At 63.3% G+C, this 20,610-nt stretch carries 16 protein-coding genes; 15 read left to right on the top strand and 1 reads right to left on the bottom strand.

Translation table 11 applies throughout. The features are described 5' to 3' along the window. On the bottom strand, positions 1 to 2,646 hold the full coding sequence (gene aceE / locus VC352_RS12200; protein WP_322979823.1) for a pyruvate dehydrogenase (acetyl-transferring), homodimeric type: 2,646 nt from the start codon (positions 2,644 to 2,646) through the stop codon (positions 1 to 3). Positions 2,647 to 2,916: 270 nt separating this feature from the next. Here aceE and glnE point away from each other — a divergent pair, with 270 nt between their 5' ends. From glnE to VC352_RS12125, 15 genes are all read left to right on the top strand, one after another. Beyond that, positions 2,917 to 5,859 (top strand): bifunctional [glutamate--ammonia ligase]-adenylyl-L-tyrosine phosphorylase/[glutamate--ammonia-ligase] adenylyltransferase, encoded by a 2,943-nt coding sequence (gene glnE / locus VC352_RS12195; RefSeq protein ID WP_322979822.1) that lies wholly within the window; start codon positions 2,917 to 2,919, stop codon positions 5,857 to 5,859. 60 nt (positions 5,860 to 5,919) lie between these two features. Further along, a complete protein-coding gene (locus tag VC352_RS12190) occupies positions 5,920 to 6,843 on the top strand; it encodes a branched-chain amino acid transaminase (RefSeq protein ID WP_322979821.1) in 924 nt (307 codons plus the stop codon). 203 nt (positions 6,844 to 7,046) lie between these two features. Then, entirely contained in the window at positions 7,047 to 8,090 is a 1,044-nt protein-coding gene (gene waaF, locus VC352_RS12185; protein ID WP_322979820.1) for a lipopolysaccharide heptosyltransferase II, read from the top strand. Between the two features lies 1 nt (position 8,091). Continuing rightward, positions 8,092 to 9,096, top strand: a complete 1,005-nt coding sequence (gene waaC / locus VC352_RS12180; protein WP_322979819.1) for a lipopolysaccharide heptosyltransferase I — start codon at positions 8,092 to 8,094, stop codon at positions 9,094 to 9,096. 9 nt (positions 9,097 to 9,105) lie between these two features. Beyond that, the gene (locus VC352_RS12175) at positions 9,106 to 10,230 is read left to right on the top strand and encodes a glycosyltransferase family 4 protein (protein ID WP_322979818.1); all 1,125 of its coding nucleotides are present in this window, start codon (positions 9,106 to 9,108) and stop codon (positions 10,228 to 10,230) included. Further along, positions 10,227 to 11,033, top strand: a complete 807-nt coding sequence (gene rfaP, locus VC352_RS12170) for a lipopolysaccharide core heptose(I) kinase RfaP (RefSeq protein WP_322979817.1) — start codon at positions 10,227 to 10,229, stop codon at positions 11,031 to 11,033. The genes VC352_RS12175 and rfaP overlap by 4 nt, the downstream gene beginning before the upstream one ends. After that, positions 11,030 to 12,001, top strand: a complete 972-nt coding sequence (locus VC352_RS12165) for a glycosyltransferase family 9 protein (RefSeq protein WP_322979816.1) — start codon at positions 11,030 to 11,032, stop codon at positions 11,999 to 12,001. Before rfaP ends, VC352_RS12165 begins: the two co-directional genes overlap by 4 nt. Continuing rightward, positions 12,001 to 12,735: a lipopolysaccharide kinase InaA family protein gene (locus VC352_RS12160; protein WP_322979815.1), complete on the top strand. Its 735-nt coding sequence runs from the start codon at positions 12,001 to 12,003 to the stop codon at positions 12,733 to 12,735. The genes VC352_RS12165 and VC352_RS12160 overlap by 1 nt, the downstream gene beginning before the upstream one ends. After that, positions 12,732 to 13,478, top strand: coding sequence for a lipopolysaccharide kinase InaA family protein (locus VC352_RS12155; protein WP_322979814.1), 747 nt, complete (start codon positions 12,732 to 12,734; stop codon positions 13,476 to 13,478). Before VC352_RS12160 ends, VC352_RS12155 begins: the two co-directional genes overlap by 4 nt. A 65-nt stretch (positions 13,479 to 13,543) precedes the next feature. Beyond that, positions 13,544 to 14,890, top strand: a complete 1,347-nt coding sequence (locus VC352_RS12150; protein ID WP_322979813.1) for a Mur ligase family protein — start codon at positions 13,544 to 13,546, stop codon at positions 14,888 to 14,890. Next, entirely contained in the window at positions 14,887 to 16,086 is a 1,200-nt protein-coding gene (locus tag VC352_RS12145; protein ID WP_322979812.1) for a hypothetical protein, read from the top strand. The genes VC352_RS12150 and VC352_RS12145 overlap by 4 nt, the downstream gene beginning before the upstream one ends. Next, positions 16,064 to 16,951 carry a polysaccharide pyruvyl transferase family protein gene (locus VC352_RS12140; protein WP_322979811.1) on the top strand — a complete coding sequence of 296 codons (888 nt, stop codon included), beginning with the start codon at positions 16,064 to 16,066 and terminating at the stop codon, positions 16,949 to 16,951. The genes VC352_RS12145 and VC352_RS12140 overlap by 23 nt, the downstream gene beginning before the upstream one ends. Then, on the top strand, positions 16,948 to 18,126 hold the full coding sequence (locus VC352_RS12135; protein WP_322979810.1) for a hypothetical protein: 1,179 nt from the start codon (positions 16,948 to 16,950) through the stop codon (positions 18,124 to 18,126). Before VC352_RS12140 ends, VC352_RS12135 begins: the two co-directional genes overlap by 4 nt. A gap of 80 nt (positions 18,127 to 18,206) precedes the next feature. Beyond that, the gene (locus tag VC352_RS12130; RefSeq protein WP_322979809.1) at positions 18,207 to 19,157 is read left to right on the top strand and encodes a glycosyltransferase family 2 protein; all 951 of its coding nucleotides are present in this window, start codon (positions 18,207 to 18,209) and stop codon (positions 19,155 to 19,157) included. Beyond that, complete coding sequence (locus VC352_RS12125) at positions 19,157 to 20,602, top strand: lipopolysaccharide kinase InaA family protein (RefSeq protein ID WP_322979808.1); 1,446 nt, start codon at positions 19,157 to 19,159, stop codon at positions 20,600 to 20,602. The genes VC352_RS12130 and VC352_RS12125 overlap by 1 nt, the downstream gene beginning before the upstream one ends. Positions 20,603 to 20,610 lie beyond the last annotated feature (8 nt).

The raw sequence follows: 20,610 nt of genomic DNA, 5'->3' as shown, positions 1-20,610 counted from the left end.
TCAGCAGTCCAGCGGGTTGGCTTTGTCAGGGTTGATACCGAACTTGGCGATCGCATCGGCCATGACCTTGGCTTCGATCTCGCCACGGTCGACCAGTGCTTCCAGCGCGGCCAGCACGACCCACTTGCGATCCACTTCGAAGAAGTTACGCAGTTGCTTGCGGCTGTCGCTGCGGCCGAAGCCGTCGGTGCCGAGCACCTTGTATTCCTTGCTCGGTACCCACTGACGAATCTGTTCGGCGAACAGCTTCATGTAGTCGGTAGACGCGATGACCGGGCCCTTGCGGCCGCCCAGGCACTGCTCGACGTAGGTCTGTTGCGGCTTCTGGCCCGGGTGCAGGCGGTTGCGACGCTCCACTGCCAGGCCGTCACGGCGCAGCTCGTTGAAGCTGGTGACGCTCCAGACGTCGGCAGCGATGTTGTACTCGTCGCGGAGAATCTTCGCCGCTTCGCGCACTTCGCGCAGGATGGTGCCGGAGCCCAGCAGTTGCACGTGGTGCGCGGCTTCCTTCTTGTCTTCTTCGAGCAGGTACATGCCCTTGATGATGCCTGCCTGCGAGCCTTCCGGCATGGCCGGCTGCTGGTAGGACTCGTTCATCACGGTGATGTAGTAGAAGACGTCCTGTTGCTCTTCGGTCATCTTCTTCATGCCGTCCTGGATGATCACCGCCAGCTCGTAGCCGTAGGTCGGATCATAGGTGCGGCAGTTGGGGATGGTCGCGGCCATGATGTGGCTGTGACCGTCTTCGTGCTGCAGGCCTTCACCGTTGAGGGTGGTACGGCCGGCGGTGCCGCCGATCAGGAAACCACGGGTGCGGCTGTCGCCAGCGGCCCAGGCCAGGTCGCCGATACGCTGGAAGCCGAACATCGAGTAGAAGATGTAGAACGGCAGCATCGGCTGGTTGTGGCAGGAGTACGAGGTACCCGCGGCGATGAAGGAGCTCATGGCGCCGGCTTCGTTGATGCCTTCCTCGAGGATCTGACCTTTCTTGTCCTCTTTGTAGAACATCACCTGATCTTTATCGACCGGCTCGTACAGCTGGCCTACGGAAGAGTAGATGCCGAGCTGGCGGAACATGCCTTCCATACCGAAGGTACGGGCTTCGTCCGGGATGATCGGGACGATGCGCTGGCCGATGTCCTTGTCCTTGACCAGTTGCGCGAGGATGCGCACGAAGGCCATGGTGGTGGAGATTTCACGGTCGCCCGAACCGTCGAGGATGGCCTTGAGGGTATCCAGCGGCGGGGTCGGGATGCTGAAGCTCTTGGCGCGACGCTGCGGTACGAAGCCACCCAGTGCGGCGCGGCGCTCGTGCAGGTACTTGTACTCGGCGCTGCCCGGCTCCGGACGTACGAAGGGCAGGTTTTCCAGCTCTTCGTCCTTGATCGGGATGTCGAAGCGGTCGCGGAACTGGCGCAGGCTGTCGACATCGACCTTCTTGGTGTTGTGCGCGGTGTTCTTCGCTTCACCGGCGCCGGTGCCGTAGCCCTTGATGGTCTTGGCCAGGATCACGGTCGGCTGGCCGCTGTGGTTCACGGCCTGGTGGTAGGCCGCGTAGACCTTGTACGGGTCGTGGCCGCCACGGTTGAGCTTCCAGATCTCGTCGTCGGAAAGGTCTTTGACCATCTCCTTGAGTTCCGGCGTGTTGAAGAAGTTCTCGCGCACGTAGGCGCCGTCTTTGGCCTTGTAGTTCTGGTATTCACCGTCGACCACTTCGTCCATGCGACGCTGCAGGGCGCCGTCCTTGTCCTTGGCGAACAGCGGATCCCAGAAGCGACCCCAAACGACCTTGTTGACGTTCCAGCCGCCACCACGGAACACGCCTTCGAGTTCCTGGATGATCTTGCCGTTACCACGCACCGGGCCGTCGAGGCGCTGCAGGTTGCAGTTGATGACGAAGATCAGGTTGTCCAGCTTCTCGCGGCCGGCCAGGGCGATGGCGCCGAGGGATTCCGGCTCGTCGCACTCGCCGTCACCCATGAAGCACCAGACCTTCTGCTTGCCGGCGGGGATGAAGCCGCGCGCTTCCAGGTACTTCATGAAGCGTGCCTGGTAGATGGCCTGGATCGGGCCCAGCCCCATGGAAACGGTCGGGAACTGCCAGAAGTCCGGCATCAGCCAGGGGTGCGGGTAGGAGGACAGGCCCTTGCCGTCGACTTCGCGACGGAAGTTCTGCATCTGGTCTTCGCTCAGGCGGCCTTCCATGAAGGCGCGGGCGTAGACGCCGGGGCTGGCGTGGCCCTGATAGAACACCAGGTCGCCGCCGTGTTCTTCTGTCGGGGCCTGGAAGAAGTAGTTGAAGCCGATGTCGTAGAGGGTCGCCGAGGAGGCGAAGCTGGAGATGTGGCCGCCCAGATCCGGATCTTCCAGGTTGGTGCGCATCACCATGGCCAGGGCGTTCCAGCGTACCAGCGAGCGGATGCGTCGCTCCATGAACAGATCGCCGGGCATGCGCGCTTCGTGCGTGACCGGGATGGTGTTGCGGTACGGAGTGGTGATCGCGTAGGGCAGTTGCGCACCGCTGCGGGTGGCCAGCTCGCCCATACGGGTCATCAGGTAGTGGGCTCGGTCTTCACCCTCACGGTCGAGGACGGATTCAAGGGCGTCCAGCCATTCCTGGGTTTCGATCGGATCGAGGTCTTGCATGGCTTGCTCCAGGGCGGAAAGGCTTCCAGAATCGGAGGCCAGTGGGTCTCGCCGGCTTTTTGGGCGGGCGAGCTGAATTCTTGGATGTACCGGGGGTAGGGCCGGCCGGCGTGTAGTTTTACTACATTTCGACGACGGATTCAGCTCTCCCGCTACAAATCTTTCGTAGTAAAACTACAGTGAGCTGCGCTGCATGCCGCGGATACTCAGCGGTAGCGGGACTTCGGATGTCCCGACGAGCGGCCGGCAGACCGCCAAAAAGGATAGACCATGAGCCTGCCCTCGCTGCTCAATTTGCCTGCCTCCTTCGATCCTCTCGCTGATCGTGCCGACCAGTTCCTTACTGCCGCCCTCGCGGAACAGCCTGAATTGCAGGCCGTCTGGCAAGCCTGGCCGGCCGAGCGCCTGGCCACCTGGCGGCAGGTGGCGGCCCTGAGTGATTTTGTCGCAGAGCAGGCGCATCGTGACCCACAGACCTTTCTCGCGCTCGCGGAGTCGGGCGAGCTTGAGCGCAGTCTGGCGCCTGGCGAATTGCGTCAGCAGCTCGATGCGTTGCTGGCCGAGTGCGCCGATGAAGAGGCGCTCGGGCGTTGTCTGCGACGTTTCCGTAATCGTCAGCAACTGCGCATCATCTGGCGTGATTTCAGTCGTCAGGCTGCGCTGGCGGAGACCTGTCGCGACCTGTCCGATCTGGCCGATGCCTGCATCGATCTGGCCTATCACTGGCTCTACCCACGGCATTGCGCACAGTTCGGCACGCCGACTGGCCGGCGCAGCGGTCGGCCCCAGCACATGGTCATCCTCGGCATGGGCAAGCTTGGCGCGCACGAGCTGAACCTGTCTTCGGACATCGACCTGATCTTCGGCTACCCCGAGGGTGGCGAGACCGAGGGCGTGAAGCGCCCGCTGGACAACCAGGAGTTCTTCATTCGCCTGGGGCAGAAGCTGATCAAGGCGCTGGATGCGATCACCGTCGACGGTTTCGTCTTCCGCACCGACATGCGCCTGCGTCCTTATGGTTCCTCCGGGGCGCTGGTGTTCAGCTTCAATGCACTGGAGCAGTACTACCAGGATCAGGGCCGCGACTGGGAGCGCTACGCCATGATCAAGGCGCGCGTGGTCGGTGGCGATCAGGCCGCCGGTGCCGAATTGCTGGAGATGCTGCGGCCCTTCGTCTATAGGCGCTACCTGGATTTCTCCGCCATCGAGGCGTTGCGCGCGATGAAGTTGCTGATCCAGCAGGAGGTGCGGCGCAAGGGCATGAGCGAGAACATCAAGCTCGGCGCCGGCGGTATCCGCGAGATCGAGTTCATCGCCCAGGCCTTCCAGTTGATCCATGGTGGACGTGATCTCAGCCTGCAGCAGCGGCCGCTGCTCAAGGTGCTGACCACGCTGGAAGGGCAGGGCTACCTGCCGCCCGCCGTGGTCGCCGAGATGAAGGAGGGCTACGAATTCCTCCGTTACACCGAGCACGCCCTGCAAGGCATCGGCGACCGGCAGACACAGATGTTGCCGGCCGACGCGCAGGATCAGGCGCGCGTGGCGGTGATCATGGGCTTCGCCGATTGGGCGAGCTTCCATGAGCGCCTGATGCATTGGCGTGGACGCATCGAGTGGCATTTCCAGCAGGTGATTGCCGATCCCGACGAGGAAGATGGCGAGGTTGGCGAGGCCGCTGTCGGCGCCGAATGGTTGCCGTTGTGGGAGGGCGCGCTGGACGAAGAAGCTGCCGTTCAGCAGTTGCAGGAGGCCGGTTTCGGTGAGGCTGCTGCGGCTTGCCGACGCCTGGCTGATCTGCGCAACGGCCCGCAGGTGCGCGCCATGCAGCGCCTGGGGCGCGAGCGCTTGGATGCTTTCATTCCGCGCCTGCTGGCGCAGACCGTCGAGCACGATCAGCCGGATCTGGTATTGGAACGCGTGCTGCCATTGGTGGAGAAGGTGGCGCGGCGCTCGGCCTATCTGGTGCTGCTGACCGAGAACCCTGGTGCGTTGGAGCGCCTTATCACCCTGTGCGCCGCCAGCCCCTGGATCGCCGAGCAGATTGCCCGTTATCCCCTGTTGCTCGATGAGCTACTCAACGAAGGGCGCCTTTATTCGCCGCCGCTGGCGCCGGAGCTGGCAGCCGAGTTGCGCGAACGGCTGGTGCGCATTCCCGAGGATGATCTGGAGCAGCAGATGGAGGCGCTGCGGCATTTCAAGCTGGCGCACAGCTTGCGCGTGGCCGCCTCGGAGATCGCCGGCACGCTGCCTTTGATGAAGGTTTCGGACTACCTGACCTGGTTGGCCGAGGCGATTCTCGATCAGGTGCTGGCGCTGGCCTGGCAGCACACGGTGCAGCGTCACGGTCGCCCGCAGCGCGCCGACGGCACGCCGTGCGACCCGGATTTCATCATCGTCGGCTACGGCAAGGTCGGTGGCCTGGAGTTCGGTCATGGGTCGGATCTGGATCTGGTGTTCATCCATGATGGCGACCCGCAGGCCGAGACCGACGGCGCCAAACCCATCGATGGCGCGCAGTTCTTTACTCGACTAGGGCAGCGCATCATCCACCTGCTGACCACCCAGACCACGTCCGGCGCGCTCTACGAAGTGGACATGCGCCTGCGACCTTCGGGCGCGGCCGGTTTGCTGGTCAGCTCGCTCGGCGCCTTTCAGCGCTATCAGGAGAGCGAGGCCTGGACCTGGGAGCACCAGGCGCTGGTGCGCGCGCGGGTGCTGGTCGGTTGTCAGCGCCTGGCGGGAGCGTTCGCCCGTGTGCGTGCCGAGGTGCTCGGGCGTCAGCGTGATGTGGCGGCCCTGCGCAGTGAAGTCAGCGAGATGCGGGCGAAGATGCGCGACAATCTCGGCACCCGTGCGACCCTGGCCGGTACCGGGGCGAATGCCTTCGATGCCGCGGCCTCCTTCGATCTGAAGCAGGACGCCGGTGGTATCGTCGATATCGAATTTATGGTGCAATACGCGGCCCTGGCCTGGTCGTGGCAATACCCGCAACTGCTCGAATTCACCGACAACATTCGCATCCTCGAGGGGCTCGAACGGGTTGGATTGATGACGGCGGAAGATGCCGGTCTGCTGCGCGAGGTCTACAAGATCTATCGCTCGGCGGCGCATCGTCAGGCGCTGCAGAAGCAGCCCGGGGTGGTTCCGGGCGATCAGTTCCAGGATGAGCGCCGCGCCGTGATGCGCCTGTGGCGCCAGCTGGAACTGAGTTGAACGAGAGGGGCCAAGCCCCGAGCATGACCGAACCGCGAAGCGAATTGAGGAGCAGGCAAGATGTCGATGTCCGACCGTGATGGCGTGATCTGGTACGACGGTAAACTGGTGCCGTGGCGCGATGCGACCACCCATGTGCTGACCCACACCCTGCACTACGGCATGGGCGTGTTCGAAGGCGTCCGCGCCTACAACACCCCGGATGGCACGGCGATCTTTCGCCTGCAGGCGCACACTGACCGCCTGTTCGACTCCGCGCATATCTTCAACATGCAGATGCCCTACACCAAGGAAGAGATCAACGAAGCGCAGCGCGCCGCGGTACGTGAGAACGGCCTGGAAAGCGCCTACCTGCGCCCGATGGTGTTCTTCGGCAGCGAAGGCATGGGCCTGCGCGCTGCCGGCCTGAAGGTGCACGTGATCGTTGCCGCCTGGCACTGGGGCGCCTACATGGGCGAAGAGGCGCTGGAGGCCGGCATCAAGGTGCGCACCAGCTCCTACACCCGTCACCACGTTAATATCGCCATGACCCGCGCCAAGGCCAACGGCAACTACATCAACTCGATGCTGGCCCTGCAGGAAGCCATCTCCGGCGGCGCCGACGAGGCCATGCTGCTGGATCCGGAAGGCTACGTGGCCGAAGGCTCGGGCGAGAACATCTTCCTGGTCAAGGATGGTGTGGTGTACACCCCGGAAGTGACCTCCTGCCTCAACGGCATCACCCGCAGCACCATCCTGACCCTGGCCGAAGAGCACGGCATCAAGGTGGTCGAGAAGCGCATTACCCGCGATGAGGTGTACATCTGCGACGAGGCCTTCTTCACCGGCACCGCCGCTGAAGTCACGCCGATCCGCGAAGTCGACGGCCGCAAGATCGGCGCTGGCCGCCGTGGCCCGGTGACCGAGAAGCTGCAGAAAGCCTACTTCGACCTGGTGACCGGCAAGACCAGCGCGCATGCCGAATGGCGCACTCTGGTTAAATAAGCGATTGTTCGAAGGCTCGACGGGGAGGCCTCAAGAGTCCGCCGGCAATCTTGCGAGTTAGCGTCAGGCTAGGCGCAACAGGGACGAGGGCGTGAGTTTACTGCGGTAAATGAACGCTCGAGGCCCTTTTGCAACGACGCATGACCGGCGCGCAGCTGATTGCAGGCGGGCTCTGAGCCTCCCCGGTCGTTTCTGGAAAAGATATGAAGATACTGATCATCGGCCCCAGCTGGGTAGGCGACATGGTGATGGCGCAGACGCTGTTCCAGTGCCTGAAGCAGTGCCATCCCGATTGCGAGATCGACGTGCTGGCACCGGACTGGAGCCGGCCGATCCTCGAGCGCATGCCCGAGGTGCGCGCCGCGCTGAGTCTGCCGTTGGGCCACGGTGTGCTCGACCTGGCCACGCGCCGGCGCATCGGCAAGTCGCTGGTCGGTCAGTACGATCAGGCCATCCTGCTGCCCAACTCGCTCAAGTCCGCCCTGGTGCCCTGGTTCGCCGGCATCCCCAAGCGCACCGGCTGGAAGGGCGAGATGCGCTACGGTCTGCTCAACGATATCCGCACGCTGGACAAGGCGCGCTACCCACTGATGATCGAGCGCTTCATGGCCCTGGCCTATGAGCCAGGGGCTGTGTTGCCGCAGCCCTATCCGCAGCCGCGCTTGCAGATCGACGAGTCCAGCCGCGACGCGGCATTGGCCAAGTTCGACCTGCAACTGGATCGCCCGGTGCTGGCGCTGTGCCCGGGTGCCGAGTTCGGCGAGGCCAAGCGCTGGCCGGCCGAGCATTACGCCAAGGTGGCCGAGGCCAAGATTCGCGAAGGCTGGCAGGTCTGGCTGTTCGGCTCGAAGAATGACCATGCCGGTGGCGAAGACATTCGCCTGCGCCTGATCCCTGGGCTGCGCGAGGAAGTCAGCAACCTCTCCGGGCAAACCAGTCTGGCCGAGGCCATCGACCTGATGTCGGCCGCCACGGCGGTGGTATCCAACGATTCCGGGCTGATGCACGTAGCGGCGGCACTGAACCGGCCGCTGGTGGCGGTCTACGGCTCCACCTCGCCGGGCTTCACCCCGCCGCTGGCCGACCGTGTCGAGATCGTCCGTCTGGGGCTGGAGTGCAGCCCCTGCTTCGAGCGCACCTGTCGTTACGGCCACTACAACTGCCTGCGTGAGCTTGAGCCGCAGCCCGTGATCGAGGCGCTGGAACGGCTGGTCGGCGATGCCCTGATTTTGGTCGAGGGCGACTGATTTGCGGGTGCTGATCATCAAGACCTCGTCGCTCGGCGACGTGGTGCATACCCTGCCGGCATTGACCGACGCGGCTCGTGCGATACCCGGCATCCGCTTCGATTGGGTGGTGGAAGAGGGCTTCGCCGAGATTCCCGCCTGGCACCCAGCGGTTTCTCAGGTGATTCCGGTGGCCGTCCGTCGTTGGCGCAAGCATCCGCTGCGCACCTGGCGCAGTGGTGAGTGGGCGCGCTTCAAGAAACGCCTGCGCGAAACCCGCTACGACCTGGTGATCGACGCCCAGGGCCTGCTCAAAAGCGCCTGGTTGACACGCTATGTGTCGGCGCCAGTGGCCGGGCTGGATCGCGACTCGGCGCGTGAGCCGCTGGCCAGCCGTTTCTACGACCGTCGCTACGCGGTGCCCAAGGATCAGCACGCGCTGGAGCGCGTGCGTCAGCTATTCGCCAAGGCGCTGGACTACCCCTTGCCGACCAGCACGGGGGATTACGGGCTGAACCGCGCGGCAATGATGGATGCTCCGGCGCAGCCTTATCTGGTGTTCCTGCACGGCACCACCTGGGCCAGCAAGCACTGGCCGGAAACCGACTGGCGCGCGCTGGCCGAGCGTATGGACGAGCTGGGTTGGGCCGTGCGCCTGCCTTGGGGCAACGATGCGGAGAAGGCTCGCGCCGAACGCATCGCGGCCGGCCTGACGCATGCCGCTGTGCTGCCGAAGCTGAACCTGGCCGGTGTGGCCAAGGTGATCGCTGGCGCCAGCGCCTGCGTCTCCGTCGACACTGGCCTCGGCCATCTGGCTGCTGCGCTGGATGTGCCGAACATTTCCCTCTACGGCCCGACCCTGCCCGGCAAGGTGGGCGCCTACGGCCGTAGCCAGATTCACCTGTGCGCCAGCGGCCCGAACGCCGGCTGCGGCGACCGTGACAAGCCCTGCTTCGATGGTCTCGGTGCCGAGCGCGTCGGCCTGGAACTGGAGGCACTGCTGCTCGCGCCTCCCGGCACCCTTTAAGGAGCGGCTATGCAACTGGCCTTCGTTCTCTACAAATACTTCCCGTTCGGCGGGCTACAGCGCGATTTCATGCGCATCGCCCTGGAGTGTCAGGCGCGCGGCCATGCCATTCGCGTCTACACGCCGATCTGGGAAGGGGATAACCCTGCAGGCTTCGACGTGCGCGTGGCGCCGGTGCGGGCGCTGTTCAACCATCGCCGTAACGAGAAGTTCAGCGCCTGGCTGCAGGCCGATCTGAAGCGCGACCCGGTCGACCGGGTGATCGGCTTCAACAAGATGCCGGGCCTCGACGTGTACTACGCCGCCGATGGCTGTTTCGAGGATAAGGCGCAGACTCTGCGCAACCCGATTTACCGGCGTTGGGGGCGCTACAAGCACTTCGCCGAGTACGAGCGCGCGGTGTTCGCGCCGGAGTCGAAGACCGAGATCCTGATGATCTCTGAGGTACAGCAACCGCTGTTCATCAAGCATTACAAGACCCCGCTGCAGCGTTTCCACTTGTTGCCGCCGGGCATCGCCCAGGATCGCCGCGCGCCGGCCAATGCCGCTGAGATTCGCGCCGAATTTCGCCGTGAGTTCAAGCTGGCCGAGGATGACTTGCTGCTGGTGCAGATCGGCTCCGGTTTCAAGACCAAAGGCCTGGATCGTAGCCTCAAGGCACTGGCCTCGTTGCCGCGTGAATTGCGCAAGCGCACCCGCCTGATCGCCATTGGTCAGGACGATCCCAAGCCTTTCCTGCTGCAGATCAAGGCACTGGGCCTGTCCGACCAGGTGCAGATACTCAAGGGGCGCAGCGATATTCCGCGTTTTCTGCTCGGTGCCGATCTGCTGATTCACCCGGCTTACAACGAGAACACCGGCACCGTGCTGCTGGAGGCGTTGGTGTCCGGCTTACCAGTGTTGGTCACCGATGTCTGCGGCTATGCCCACTACATCGCTGACGCCGATTGCGGCCGTGTTGTGCCGAGCCCCTTCGAGCAGGAGCAACTCAACCGCATGCTCGCCGATATGCTCGCCGACCCCGAGCGCCGCGCGTTCTGGAGGCGTAATGGCCTGGCCTATGCGGACAGCGCCGACCTGTACTCGATGCCGAAGAAGGCCGCCGACGTGATTCTCGCGGAGAAACACGCGTGAAGCTGATCCTCGCCGAACCTTTCAAGAGCCTGTGGGCCGGTCGCGATGCCTTCGAGGCCGTCGAGGCGCTGCAGGGCCAGGTCTATCGTGAGCTGGAGGGGCGCCGTACCCTGCGTACCGAGGTCGATGGCCGTGGCTACTTCGTCAAGATTCACCGCGGCATTGGCTGGAGCGAGATCGCCAAGAACCTGCTGACGGCCAAGGCACCGGTGCTGGGGGCTGGCCAGGAGTGGCGGGCGATTCAGCGTCTGACCGAGGCCGGCGTGCCGACCATGACCGCCGTGGCTTATGGTGAGCGCGGCGCCAATCCCGCACGCCAGCACTCGTTCATCGTCACCGAGGAACTGGCGCCTACCGTCGACCTGGAACAGCTCAGCCTCAACTGGGCCGAGCAACCGCCCAAGCCGGCACTCAAATGGGCGCTGATCGAGCGAGTGGCGCAGATGACCGGCGGCATGCACCGCGCCGGGGTCAACCACCGCGACTGTTATATCTGTCACTTTCTGCTGCACAGCGACCGGCCGATCCAGGCCAGCGACCTGCGCCTGTCGGTGATCGACCTGCACCGCGCTCAGGTGCGTGATGCCGTGCCCCGTCGCTGGCGCGACAAGGATCTGGCCGCTCTGTATTTCTCGGCACTGGACATCGGCCTGACCCGCCGCGACAAGCTGCGCTTTCTGCGTACCTACTTTCAGAGTCCCTTGCGTCAGGTGCTGCGCGAGGAGACAAGCCTGCTGACCTGGCTGGAGCGCAAGGCAGCCAAACTGTATGAGCGTAAGCAGCGTTATGGAGATGCTTTGTGAGGGAAAACACCGATTTTTGGAGCGGCAAGCGTGTTGCCATCCTGCCCTGTACCGCGCTGGGGGACGTTACGATATACCTACGGCTGGCCTGGCTGTTCCATATTGCTGGTGCACAGGTGCGTTTCATAAGCAGTACGCTGACCTCGGCTGTGGGCTACTTCCCCTGGCTTCAGGTGGAGTCGAGTGAGTCGGTAGATCTGCCGACGCTTGCTGGTGAAAACGACCTTGTTGTCAGTTATATCAATTGGCTAATGCGCGATACGGAATCTGTCGCCGAGACGCTTCAGGCCTCCAATATTGCGTTCGTCACGGCAAAGAAACTGCCTCGTGAGCTTGCCCTGGACGGCCGGGCTGTCAATGTGGCGGGCAGGGTATTTCTCCAGGCCAGCCGGCCATTGTGTCTGCGTTCTCGTGCTGGACTGAATATGGTGCAGTGGGTTGACGAGTATGCAGCCAGTGTCTATGGGCTGGTTTCCGCTGAGCCCATCGTTGTTGCATTGCCGTCGGTTGCTGCCGATGCTCAGCGCCGGGTGGCGATTTTTCCAACGACACCCCATGAAAAGAAGAACTACTCACCTACGGGTTTTCGCTGGCTGGCCCGACGCTTGCGCGCTTTGGGCTGGACGGTCGAGTTCGTCGGCCTCCCCGCGGAGCGCAATAAGCTGGCGGCGCTTTATCCAGATTTCACTGTGCGCAGCTATCCGAATATTGGACAACTTGTAGAGTTTCTTGCGGGGTGTGCGGTGGTGATCAGCAATGATTCCGGTGGTGGGCACCTGGGGTCTCTGATGGGGCTGCGCAGTTTCACCATCACCCGTAAACACGCCGAGTTCGTGTGGCGCCCTGGTTTCAATGCCCGCAACCAGGTACTGGCGCCTGTTATCAATTTCAAGTTGCTGGGTCGCTACATTTGGCGACCATTTATCCCGGTGTGGCGTATCGCGACTGAGTTGGGGAGTGCGCCTTGATGGCCCATTGGGTTTTACAGTCGGATTACGCCGAGCACGAAGAGACTTTCGGGTCTCTGGATGCCGTTTTTGCGCTGGAGGGTGAGCGGCTTACAAGAGATCCGTTGTCCGAGGTAATACGTATCGAGCGTGGCGGGGTGCGTTACTACGTCAAGCGCTACTGGGGCGCTGGCAAGGGTCTGCGCCGCTACCTGGGGCGTCCGCGAGTCAAGGCCGAGTGGCAGAACCTGAAGTTGTTCGCCAAATGGGGCATTCCCACCGCTCCCATCGTGGCTTATGGCCTCGAACGCAGTGCCGGCGCATTCGTACGTGGCGCGCTGGTAACCCGCGAGCTGGAGAACACCCTCAATCTGGCCGAAATCGCCGAGTATGAGGATCAGCGCCTGGCTGACCGTGGATGGGTCTTGCATGTCAGTCAGCAGGTGGCCCAGGGAACGCGCACCCTGCATGAGCATCACTTCACCCATAACGATCTGAAGTGGCGCAATCTTCTGGTCAATGACAAGGCCGAGCTGTTCTTTATCGACTGCCCCACCGGCAGTTTCTGGTGGGGGCCGTTGCTGCGCTATCGCATCATCAAGGATCTGGCGTGTCTGGACAAAGTCGCCAAGCGCGTGCTGTCGCGTACGCAACGCCTGCGTTTCTACCTGCAATACCGCGATCGCAGGCGCCTGAGCGAGGGTGACAAGCGTCGTGTGTTGCAGATCCTCAAATTCTTCGAGGGGCGGGAATGAAGGACTTCATTGCGGCGCAGGATCGTGCCTTGCTCGAACGTCACGGGCTGGCTGGTTTCGATGCGTTGTGGGCATTGAAGCTGGAAGCCGTGGACGAGCCCAATACCGAGCGCGGTGGCTGGAGCAGTGTCTATCGCCTGGAGCTGGATGAGCGCGCTTTCTACCTCAAGCGGCAAAGCAATCACCTGACCCGTACGTTGCTGCATCCTTTCGGCGAACCGACCTTCGCCCGTGAGTTCCGCAATATCCGGCGTTATGCCGAGCTGCACATCCCGGCCCTGCAAGCGGCATTTTTCGCCGAGCGCCGGGTACCAGGTGAGCGCCGGGCCATACTGCTGACCCGCGCCCTGGACGGATGGCAGGATCTCGACCATTGGCTGGCTGACTGGGGCGCACTGGAGCCATCGCGGCGTACCGCCATCGTGCAGGCCTGTGGCGAACTGGCGCGCTGCTTGCACGAAGCCGGACAGATGCATGGCTGTTTCTATCCCAAGCACATCTTCCTGCGTGAACAGGGCGACCTCTTCGAGGCGCAACTGATCGACCTTGAGAAGACACGCCCGCTGCTGCTGGGGCGGCGTGATCGGATCAAGGACATCGAGCCCCTGTTCAGGCGGGCCGGTCATCACTGGGGGAGCGACGAGTTGCAGATTTTCCTGCAGAGTTACCTGGGCGATGAGACATCCATGCAGCGCTGGCTGCACGAGCTGTCGCAGCGCAGACGCTACAAGGCCACGCGTTAGCGGTCAGTGCGCTGTGTGATGGCAAAACAATAACAACATGATGCCAGTCATGAACCGAGTCGCTGATGAATCTCTACTTTTCCCTGATCAAGCTCAAGGCGCGCCTTCTCGAGGGGCGCAAGCTCACTCGCGCCGATATTCACCGGCGACTGGCGCTGAAACGACGCGCTGAACGGCCGGATGTGTGCATGGTAGGTGTGACCGGTAGTGGTGCGAAGAGCACCACCAGTGCATTGGTCTTTCACATGCTCAGCGAGGATCAGCCTGCCGCCCTGTCCATGCTGGAGAATACGGAGCAGATGATCGCGCCGCGCCTGGCCCGCTTTCCTGCGCAGGCGCGCTTTGGCGTCTTCGAGATCAGTGGCCACGCGCCGGGTGTGCTCGACACGGTTTGCGAGCTGGTGCAGCCGGATGTGGCGATCATCACGGTCATCGCCAGCGATCACCGCACCAGTTTCCGAGATCCGGGCGCCACCGCCCGTGAGAAAATCAACCTGGCGCTCAATGCCGCGCGCCGCGGCGGCCTCGTGCTGCTTAATGCCGATGACCCGCAAGTGCTCGCCATGCGTGAGCAGATTCCGGCGGCACAGGTGCGTACCTACGGCGAGTCAGAGGGTGCCGATTATCGCGCGCTGGATATCCGCCAATCCGAGGTTGGTCGCCTGCGTTTCCGTTGCCGGGTCGGGCAGGAGGAGGCCGAGTTCGACTTCGCCCTGTTGGGGCGTCATCTACTGGTGCCGGCACTGGCCAGCATCGCCTGCGCCCATCAGGCGGGCATTCCCCTGGCGCGTCTGGCCGAGCGCGGGCGACAGTTCGTGCAACTGCCGGGGCGTTGCTCGTTGCACGTCAATCCTGGAGCGCCGACCTTCATCTGCGATACCGTCAAGGCGCCTTATTCGACGCTGGAGCTTGCGTTTGCGCAGATGGATCTGTTCCACCAGGTGCCGCGCAAGACCATTGTCATCGGCAAGCTTTCCGATTATGCCGGTGCGCAGGGTAGCCGTTATCGCCAGGCCTATCGGCTGGCTCGTCAGTACGCCGAGCGCGTCATATTTCTTGGCCATCCGGAGCTCAATATCAAGCCCCTGGAGGGGGACGAACTCGGCACGAACCTGGTTCTGGTCGAGGATATCGTCGCCCTGCGTCGGCTGATCGCTGATACCGCATTGGCTGGTGAGGTGATCCTGCTCAAGGCGTCCTACAAGGTCGATCGCATGGAGCGCATCGCGCTCGACTATGTGCGTGAGGTTCAGTGCTGGATCAGCGGCTGCTCGCGCGCCTGTGTCTGTTTCAATTGCGATCAGTTGACGGCCGATGGAAAGGTCTATCGGCCCAGCGCCGAGAGCACCTCGTACATGATCGACGACCCCGATTACTTCTGCGAGGCCATCGTCCGGGAAGGGGTGCGATGAGCTACGGCCAAGCCGAGCAGGCGTCACGCCAGGCGCTGCGGGTCGAGCCTGGCACACGTCACGGTTCGCGCATCGACTACGACCTGCAGTTGGCCGAGCTCCGTTACCGCGTTTACTTCGACTGCGCGCATGTCGAACTGACGACCGACTGCGAGAGCACCCTGGCGATGCTGGCCCTGGGGGCGATGAGCCTGCGTCGCGAGTTGCAGGTGGTCGGGCCGATCTCGCCGCGTTACCTGGATAACCAGCGACAACTCATGCAGGTGTTCGGCGGATGGTTCGAGCGTTATCGTCCCGTGCCCATCGTGGCTAGCACCTTGCGGGAGGGCTGTCCTGCTAAGGCTGGAACAGGGCGCGTCGGCTGTTTTTTCACCGGCGGTGTGGACTCCTTCTATACCTTTCTCAAGCATCGCGACGAGATCACCGATCTGGTCTTCGTGCATGGCTACGACGTCGATCTCGACGATCGCATGCGTCGTGAGCAGGTCAGCGCCATGGGGCGTGCCCTGGAGCAGGCCTGTGGCGTGCGTTTCATCGAGCTGGAAACCAATGCCATACGGCTGTTTCGTGATTTCGGGCGCTGGGGGACGCATGCGCACGGCTATGGTCTGGGCAGCGCGGCGCGCCACCTGGCCGGTTATTTGAAACGTATCTATATCCCTTCGTCATTCGCCACGGCCGAGCTGATGCCCTGGGCGTCGCATCCGCTGACCGATCCGCTGTTTTCCGATGAGCGTCTGGAGGTCATCCATGACGGCTGCGAGGCCGGGCGGGTGGACAAGATTCGTGCGCTGGCCGGCGATCCCCTGGCCCTGGAACACCTGCGCGTATGCTGGGAACGCGTCGAGGGCCGCTACAACTGTGGGCGCTGCGAGAAGTGCCTGCGTACCATGACCAGCCTGCAGGCGCTCGGCGTGCTGGGACAATGTGCGACCTTCCCCGCGCAGGTAGAGAGTCGACAGGTGTGTGAGCTGGTCATCCATGACACCAGCCTGGCCACCTTCGCCCACGACAACCTGCGTCTGCTGCAGGCGTGCGGTCAGGGTGAAAGTGCGCTCGCGCAGGCCTGGCGCGAGGTGCTCGAGCGGCCGCAATGGCGTAACCGGATGATCCTCAAGGGACGTAAATGGCGCCGTCGTGTCAGGAAACTGTTGAACAAAGTGGGAGTGGGCCTTGAGCCAGATCCGTCTGCTTGATTACACCGGGGCGGTATTCGCCGACAGCTTCAACCTGGGCGACGATATCCAGACCCTGGCGGTCGCTCGCCTGGTGCCGCGAGTCGACGGCTACGTCGATCGGGAATCCCTGGATCGCGTTGATACGCCCTGTACCGTGCCGATGAATGGCTACTTCATGAACACACGGAAGTGGCCGCCATCCCCTGCGGTGCGGCCGGTGTTCTACGCCTTCCACCTGGCCGCCGAAGCGCAGGATTGGCTGTGTGCGGCGTCCAGCCTGGAGTATCTGCGCCGTTGGCAGCCGATTGGCTGCCGCGACCGCGGTACCCAGGCATTGCTCGACCAGCATGGCATCGATACTTACTACAGCCGCTGCATCAGCCTGACCTTGCCGCGCCGCGAACACGAGCCGGAGAAGGGCGAGGTGTTTCTGGTCGGCCTTACACCTGCTGCCCGCCAGGCCGTGCCCAGATCGCTGCGCAGGGGAGCGGTGACTGTCGACCAGGCACGGGTGCGTCTGCCGATTACCAATGGCGAGCTGAAGCGTGCCCTGGCGGCCGAACTACTCGAGCAGTATCGACAGCGGGCGCGACTGGTGATCACCTCGAAGATTCATTGCGCCATGCCCTGCATTGCCATGGGGATCCCCGTGGTCTTCCTCTACGACATCGAGCGTCGTGGCGACTACCGGGTACAACTGATCGACGAGTTGGTGGGCATTCATTACGTGCATCAGCGTGGGGCGTTGGCGCGCTTGCGCAATCACTGGCTGGGTCGGCGGATCGACTGGTCGCCACAGGCGCTGGATATCGAGCCGTTGAAGGCGGAGATCGCCGCAGGCTTTTCCACCGCCTTCGCCCGCGTACATGGGGAAGGCGCATGACGATCAGATTGTCGGAGTTGCGCTGCGACTGGTCGGGCGCCCCGCAGCATCCGTCCGAGGTCGTCTACCGCGTCGATCTGGGCGAGCGTCACTATGACGTGTTCATCCGCAGCTGCGATCTGGTTCGCCAGCCCGGTATGGAGGCCGTGGTACCAATGGCGCTGCTCGCGGCGATGAGCCTGCGCCGTCCGCTGCATGTCGAGGGGCGCTTGTCGGCCACCTTCCTGAATGGCGTGCGGCAGGTCATGGCACTGTTCGCGCAGCCCTTCGAGCCCTTCGAGGTCGTCGATATCACGGCCGACGAACTCTATCAGGCTGAAGTAGCGATGCCTGGCGAGCGGCGTGGCGCGTTCTTCTCGGGCGGCGTGGACTCCTTCTACACGCTGTTCAAGGGGCGCGAGGAGCTGACCGATCTGATCTACATCCATGGCTTCGATGTACGCCTGGATGATTGGCCCAGGCGCCAGGCCATTGCCAGCATGGGTGAAGCGGTCGCATCGAGCATGGGTATGCGTTTCGTTCAGGTGGAAAGCAACCTGGCCAAGGTGCTCGAGGATTTCGGCTCCTGGCCACTGCATGGGCATGGTTTTGCCTTGATGAGCGTGGCTCGGGCCCTGGCGGGAGCGTTCGGCGAGATCCGCGTGCCTGGCACTCACAGCCTGAAGGGCCAGAAGCCCTGGGGTTCCTGGCTCGACACCGATCCGTTGTTTTCCGATGAGCGCCTGAGTGTGGTGCATGATGCCTGCGAGGCCGAGCGGGTCGACAAGATCATCGCCCTGGCCGACCAGCCGCTGGCGCTGCGTCATCTGCGAGTGTGCTGGGGGCGTGTCGAAGGTACCTACAACTGCTGCCGCTGCGAGAAGTGCCTGCGCACCATGACGACGCTGCATGCGCTGGGCAAGTTGCAGGAGGCCGAGGCGTTTCCCCTGGCGTTGACGCCGGCGCTGGTCGCCAATGTGTTGTTGCCGCGCGACGGCCTGCGCTGCTACGCGCAGGAGAACATCGTCTTGTTGCAGCAGCATCGTCCCGAGGAGCGAGAGTTGATCGCCGCGCTGGAAAAACAGTGGCGTCGACCGATCTGGCTGTCGCTTCGGCTCATCAAGTGGCGCAAGCGCCTGCAGCGCTGGCGTAATCAAGCCACACGTCTGCGCGCCTGGCTGAGGGGCGCACGGTGAGCATGTCCGCAACTGGTTTCGCCCCGTCCTTTTGAGCGTCATATGCTGTTACAGGTAGTTTCCATCTCTGGCGGTTCAGCATGACAGCCCCTGTCCATGAGGTCGTGCCGCAGCGTGCGTCCGAGTATCTGATCAGCGTGGTCATCCCGACTTTCAACTACGCCTCCATGCTGCCGCGTGCACTCGAGTCGGTAGTCGAACAACTGGCGGACGATATCGAGTTGATCGTGGTGGATGACGGCTCCACTGACGCTACGGCCGAGGTACTGGCGGATTTCTGTCTGCGTGCGCCGCGCCTGCGGGTGCTGACGCAGGCCAATGCTGGCGCTGCGGCGGCGCGCAACCGTGGCATCGCTGCGGCGCAGGGGCGTTTCGTGCTGCCGCTCGATGCCGATGATGAACTGTTGCCCGGTGTCTTGCAGCGATTGAAGGCCTTGATCGAAGCCCAGCCGACGGTGGAGATGATCCTGGCCGGACGTATCACCTGCCATGCCGATGGCCGCAGTCGTGTGCAACTTCCGGTACCGATGCATGCGCTCGGCCCTCGCGAGGTGATTGCCCTCTATCTGTTGCGCAAGTGGGTCAGTATTGCTCATGGTTCGACGCTGTTTCTGCGTGACCTGCTGCTGCAGTATCCCTATCCGCAGGGATTCGAGGCCGGAGAAGATATCCCCGTGTTCGCCAGTGTGCTGGCGCGAGCCCATGTGGTGACGCTGCCGCATCCGCTCGTACGTATCCACAAACATGCTGACAGCGTACGTCGTCGTGTTCCTGGTGAGCAGTCGACCATGCGTCTGGTGGACGAGGTTTTTGCCCGTCTGCCTGCCGAGTGCCAGTCGTTGGTTCGACGTTTTCGTGCGCAGAGTTACCTGTCCCTGTTTCGCTCGGCCTGGCGTCTGGATCGCCGTGCCGAGGCTCGGCGTTATTACCTGTGTGCCCTTAAACTAAGCCCCACGCAGGCGCTGCGCTGGCGTTATCTGGGTAAACTGTTGCGCTTGAGCCTACATATCAGGTCGAGGAACCGTTCTTGATGCAGTTGAGGAACTTGTCGGTAGCCGGGCGAACGCCCGAGTTGCCGCTGACACTGGAGGTTGCAGGTGAGCCTCTGGTCATCGAGCGCCTGCTGCGAGTGTTGCCGGATCAGCGTTACGTCGCTGTGGCCTGCTGGCAGGGGCGCCAGGTATTGGCCAAGCTGCTGGTCGGCAGCAAGGCGCAGCGCCATTTTGAGCGCGAGCTGGAGGGCGCCGAGCTGTTGGCCGGGCAAGGACTGATCACCCCCGAGCTGTTGGTACAGGGCTTCGTCGAGGGGCAGGGCGGTTGGCTGCTGTTCGATTACCTGGAAGGCGCGCAGAGCCTCTGGGAGGCTTGGCGTCAGGCAGCACGCGAGCCGCTGCTGAGCGATGCCCAACAGGCGGTGCTGGCCGAGGCGCTGGGGGCGATTGGGCAGATGCATGCTCAAGGCCTGTGGCAGGCCGACCTGCATCTGGACAACCTGCTGCGGCATGAAGGCCGCCTGTATCTGATCGACGGCGGCGGCGTGCGCTGCGAAACGCCAGGGCAGCCGCTGTCGCGTGCGCGCGTGCTGGAAAACCTCGGCGTGTTCTTCGCCCAGCTACCGGCGGAGTTGGATGCTGTTCTCGAAGAGCTGCTGATCCACTATTTGCTGGCCAACGGCGAGCACGCGCTGCCGCTGGAAATGCTCCAGGCCGAGATCGCCAAGGTGCGGCGTTGGCGTCTGCGCGATTACCTGAAGAAAACCGCACGCGATTGCAGCCTGTTCGCCGCGCGGATTGGCGCTTTTGGCTTGCGTGTGGTGCGCCGTGAGGCAGAGCCGGCGCTGCAGCCGCTGCTGGCCGATCTGGACACTCGCATCGAGGCCGGGCACATCTACAAGACCGGCGGCGCCGCCACCGTGGCACGTGTCGAGGTGGAAGGTCGGTCTCTGGTGGTCAAACGTTACAACGTCAAGAACTGGCTGCACTGGCTCAAGCGCTTCTGGCGGCCCAGCCGCGCCTGGCATAGCTGGCGCGAGGGTAACCGTCTGCAACTGCTCGGCTTGACTACGCCAACGCCGCTGGCCGTGATCGAGCGGCGTTGGTGCTGGCTGCGCGGTCGTGCCTACCTGATTACCGACTATTGTGGCGGTCAGGATATAATCGCCCGTTTTGAGGCATACCAGCAGGCAACCCCCCCGGAAACCGAGCTGCTGGCGCTGGATCGACTGTTCGCAGCGATGCAGCGTGAACGCATCAGTCATGGTGATTTCAAGGGGCACAACCTGTTCTGGGATGACGCGCAGGGCGCCTGGTCGCTGATCGACCTGGACGCCATGAGGCAGCATCGCAGTACGCGCAGTTTTGCTCGGGCCTACGCCCGCGACCGCGCCCGTTTTCTGCGCAACTGGCCGGCGGATTCCGCTCTGCACCAGTTGCTCGACCAACGTTTACCGCAGGTGCCTGGCACCTGCCCGAATTAGAGGCTCAA

Source organism: Pseudomonas sp. C11 (genome assembly GCF_034683865.1).
Taxonomy (GTDB): domain Bacteria; phylum Pseudomonadota; class Gammaproteobacteria; order Pseudomonadales; family Pseudomonadaceae; genus Aquipseudomonas.
The sequence above is the reverse complement of the archived record's forward strand: the minus strand, read 5'-3'. Positions and strand labels throughout refer to the sequence as shown.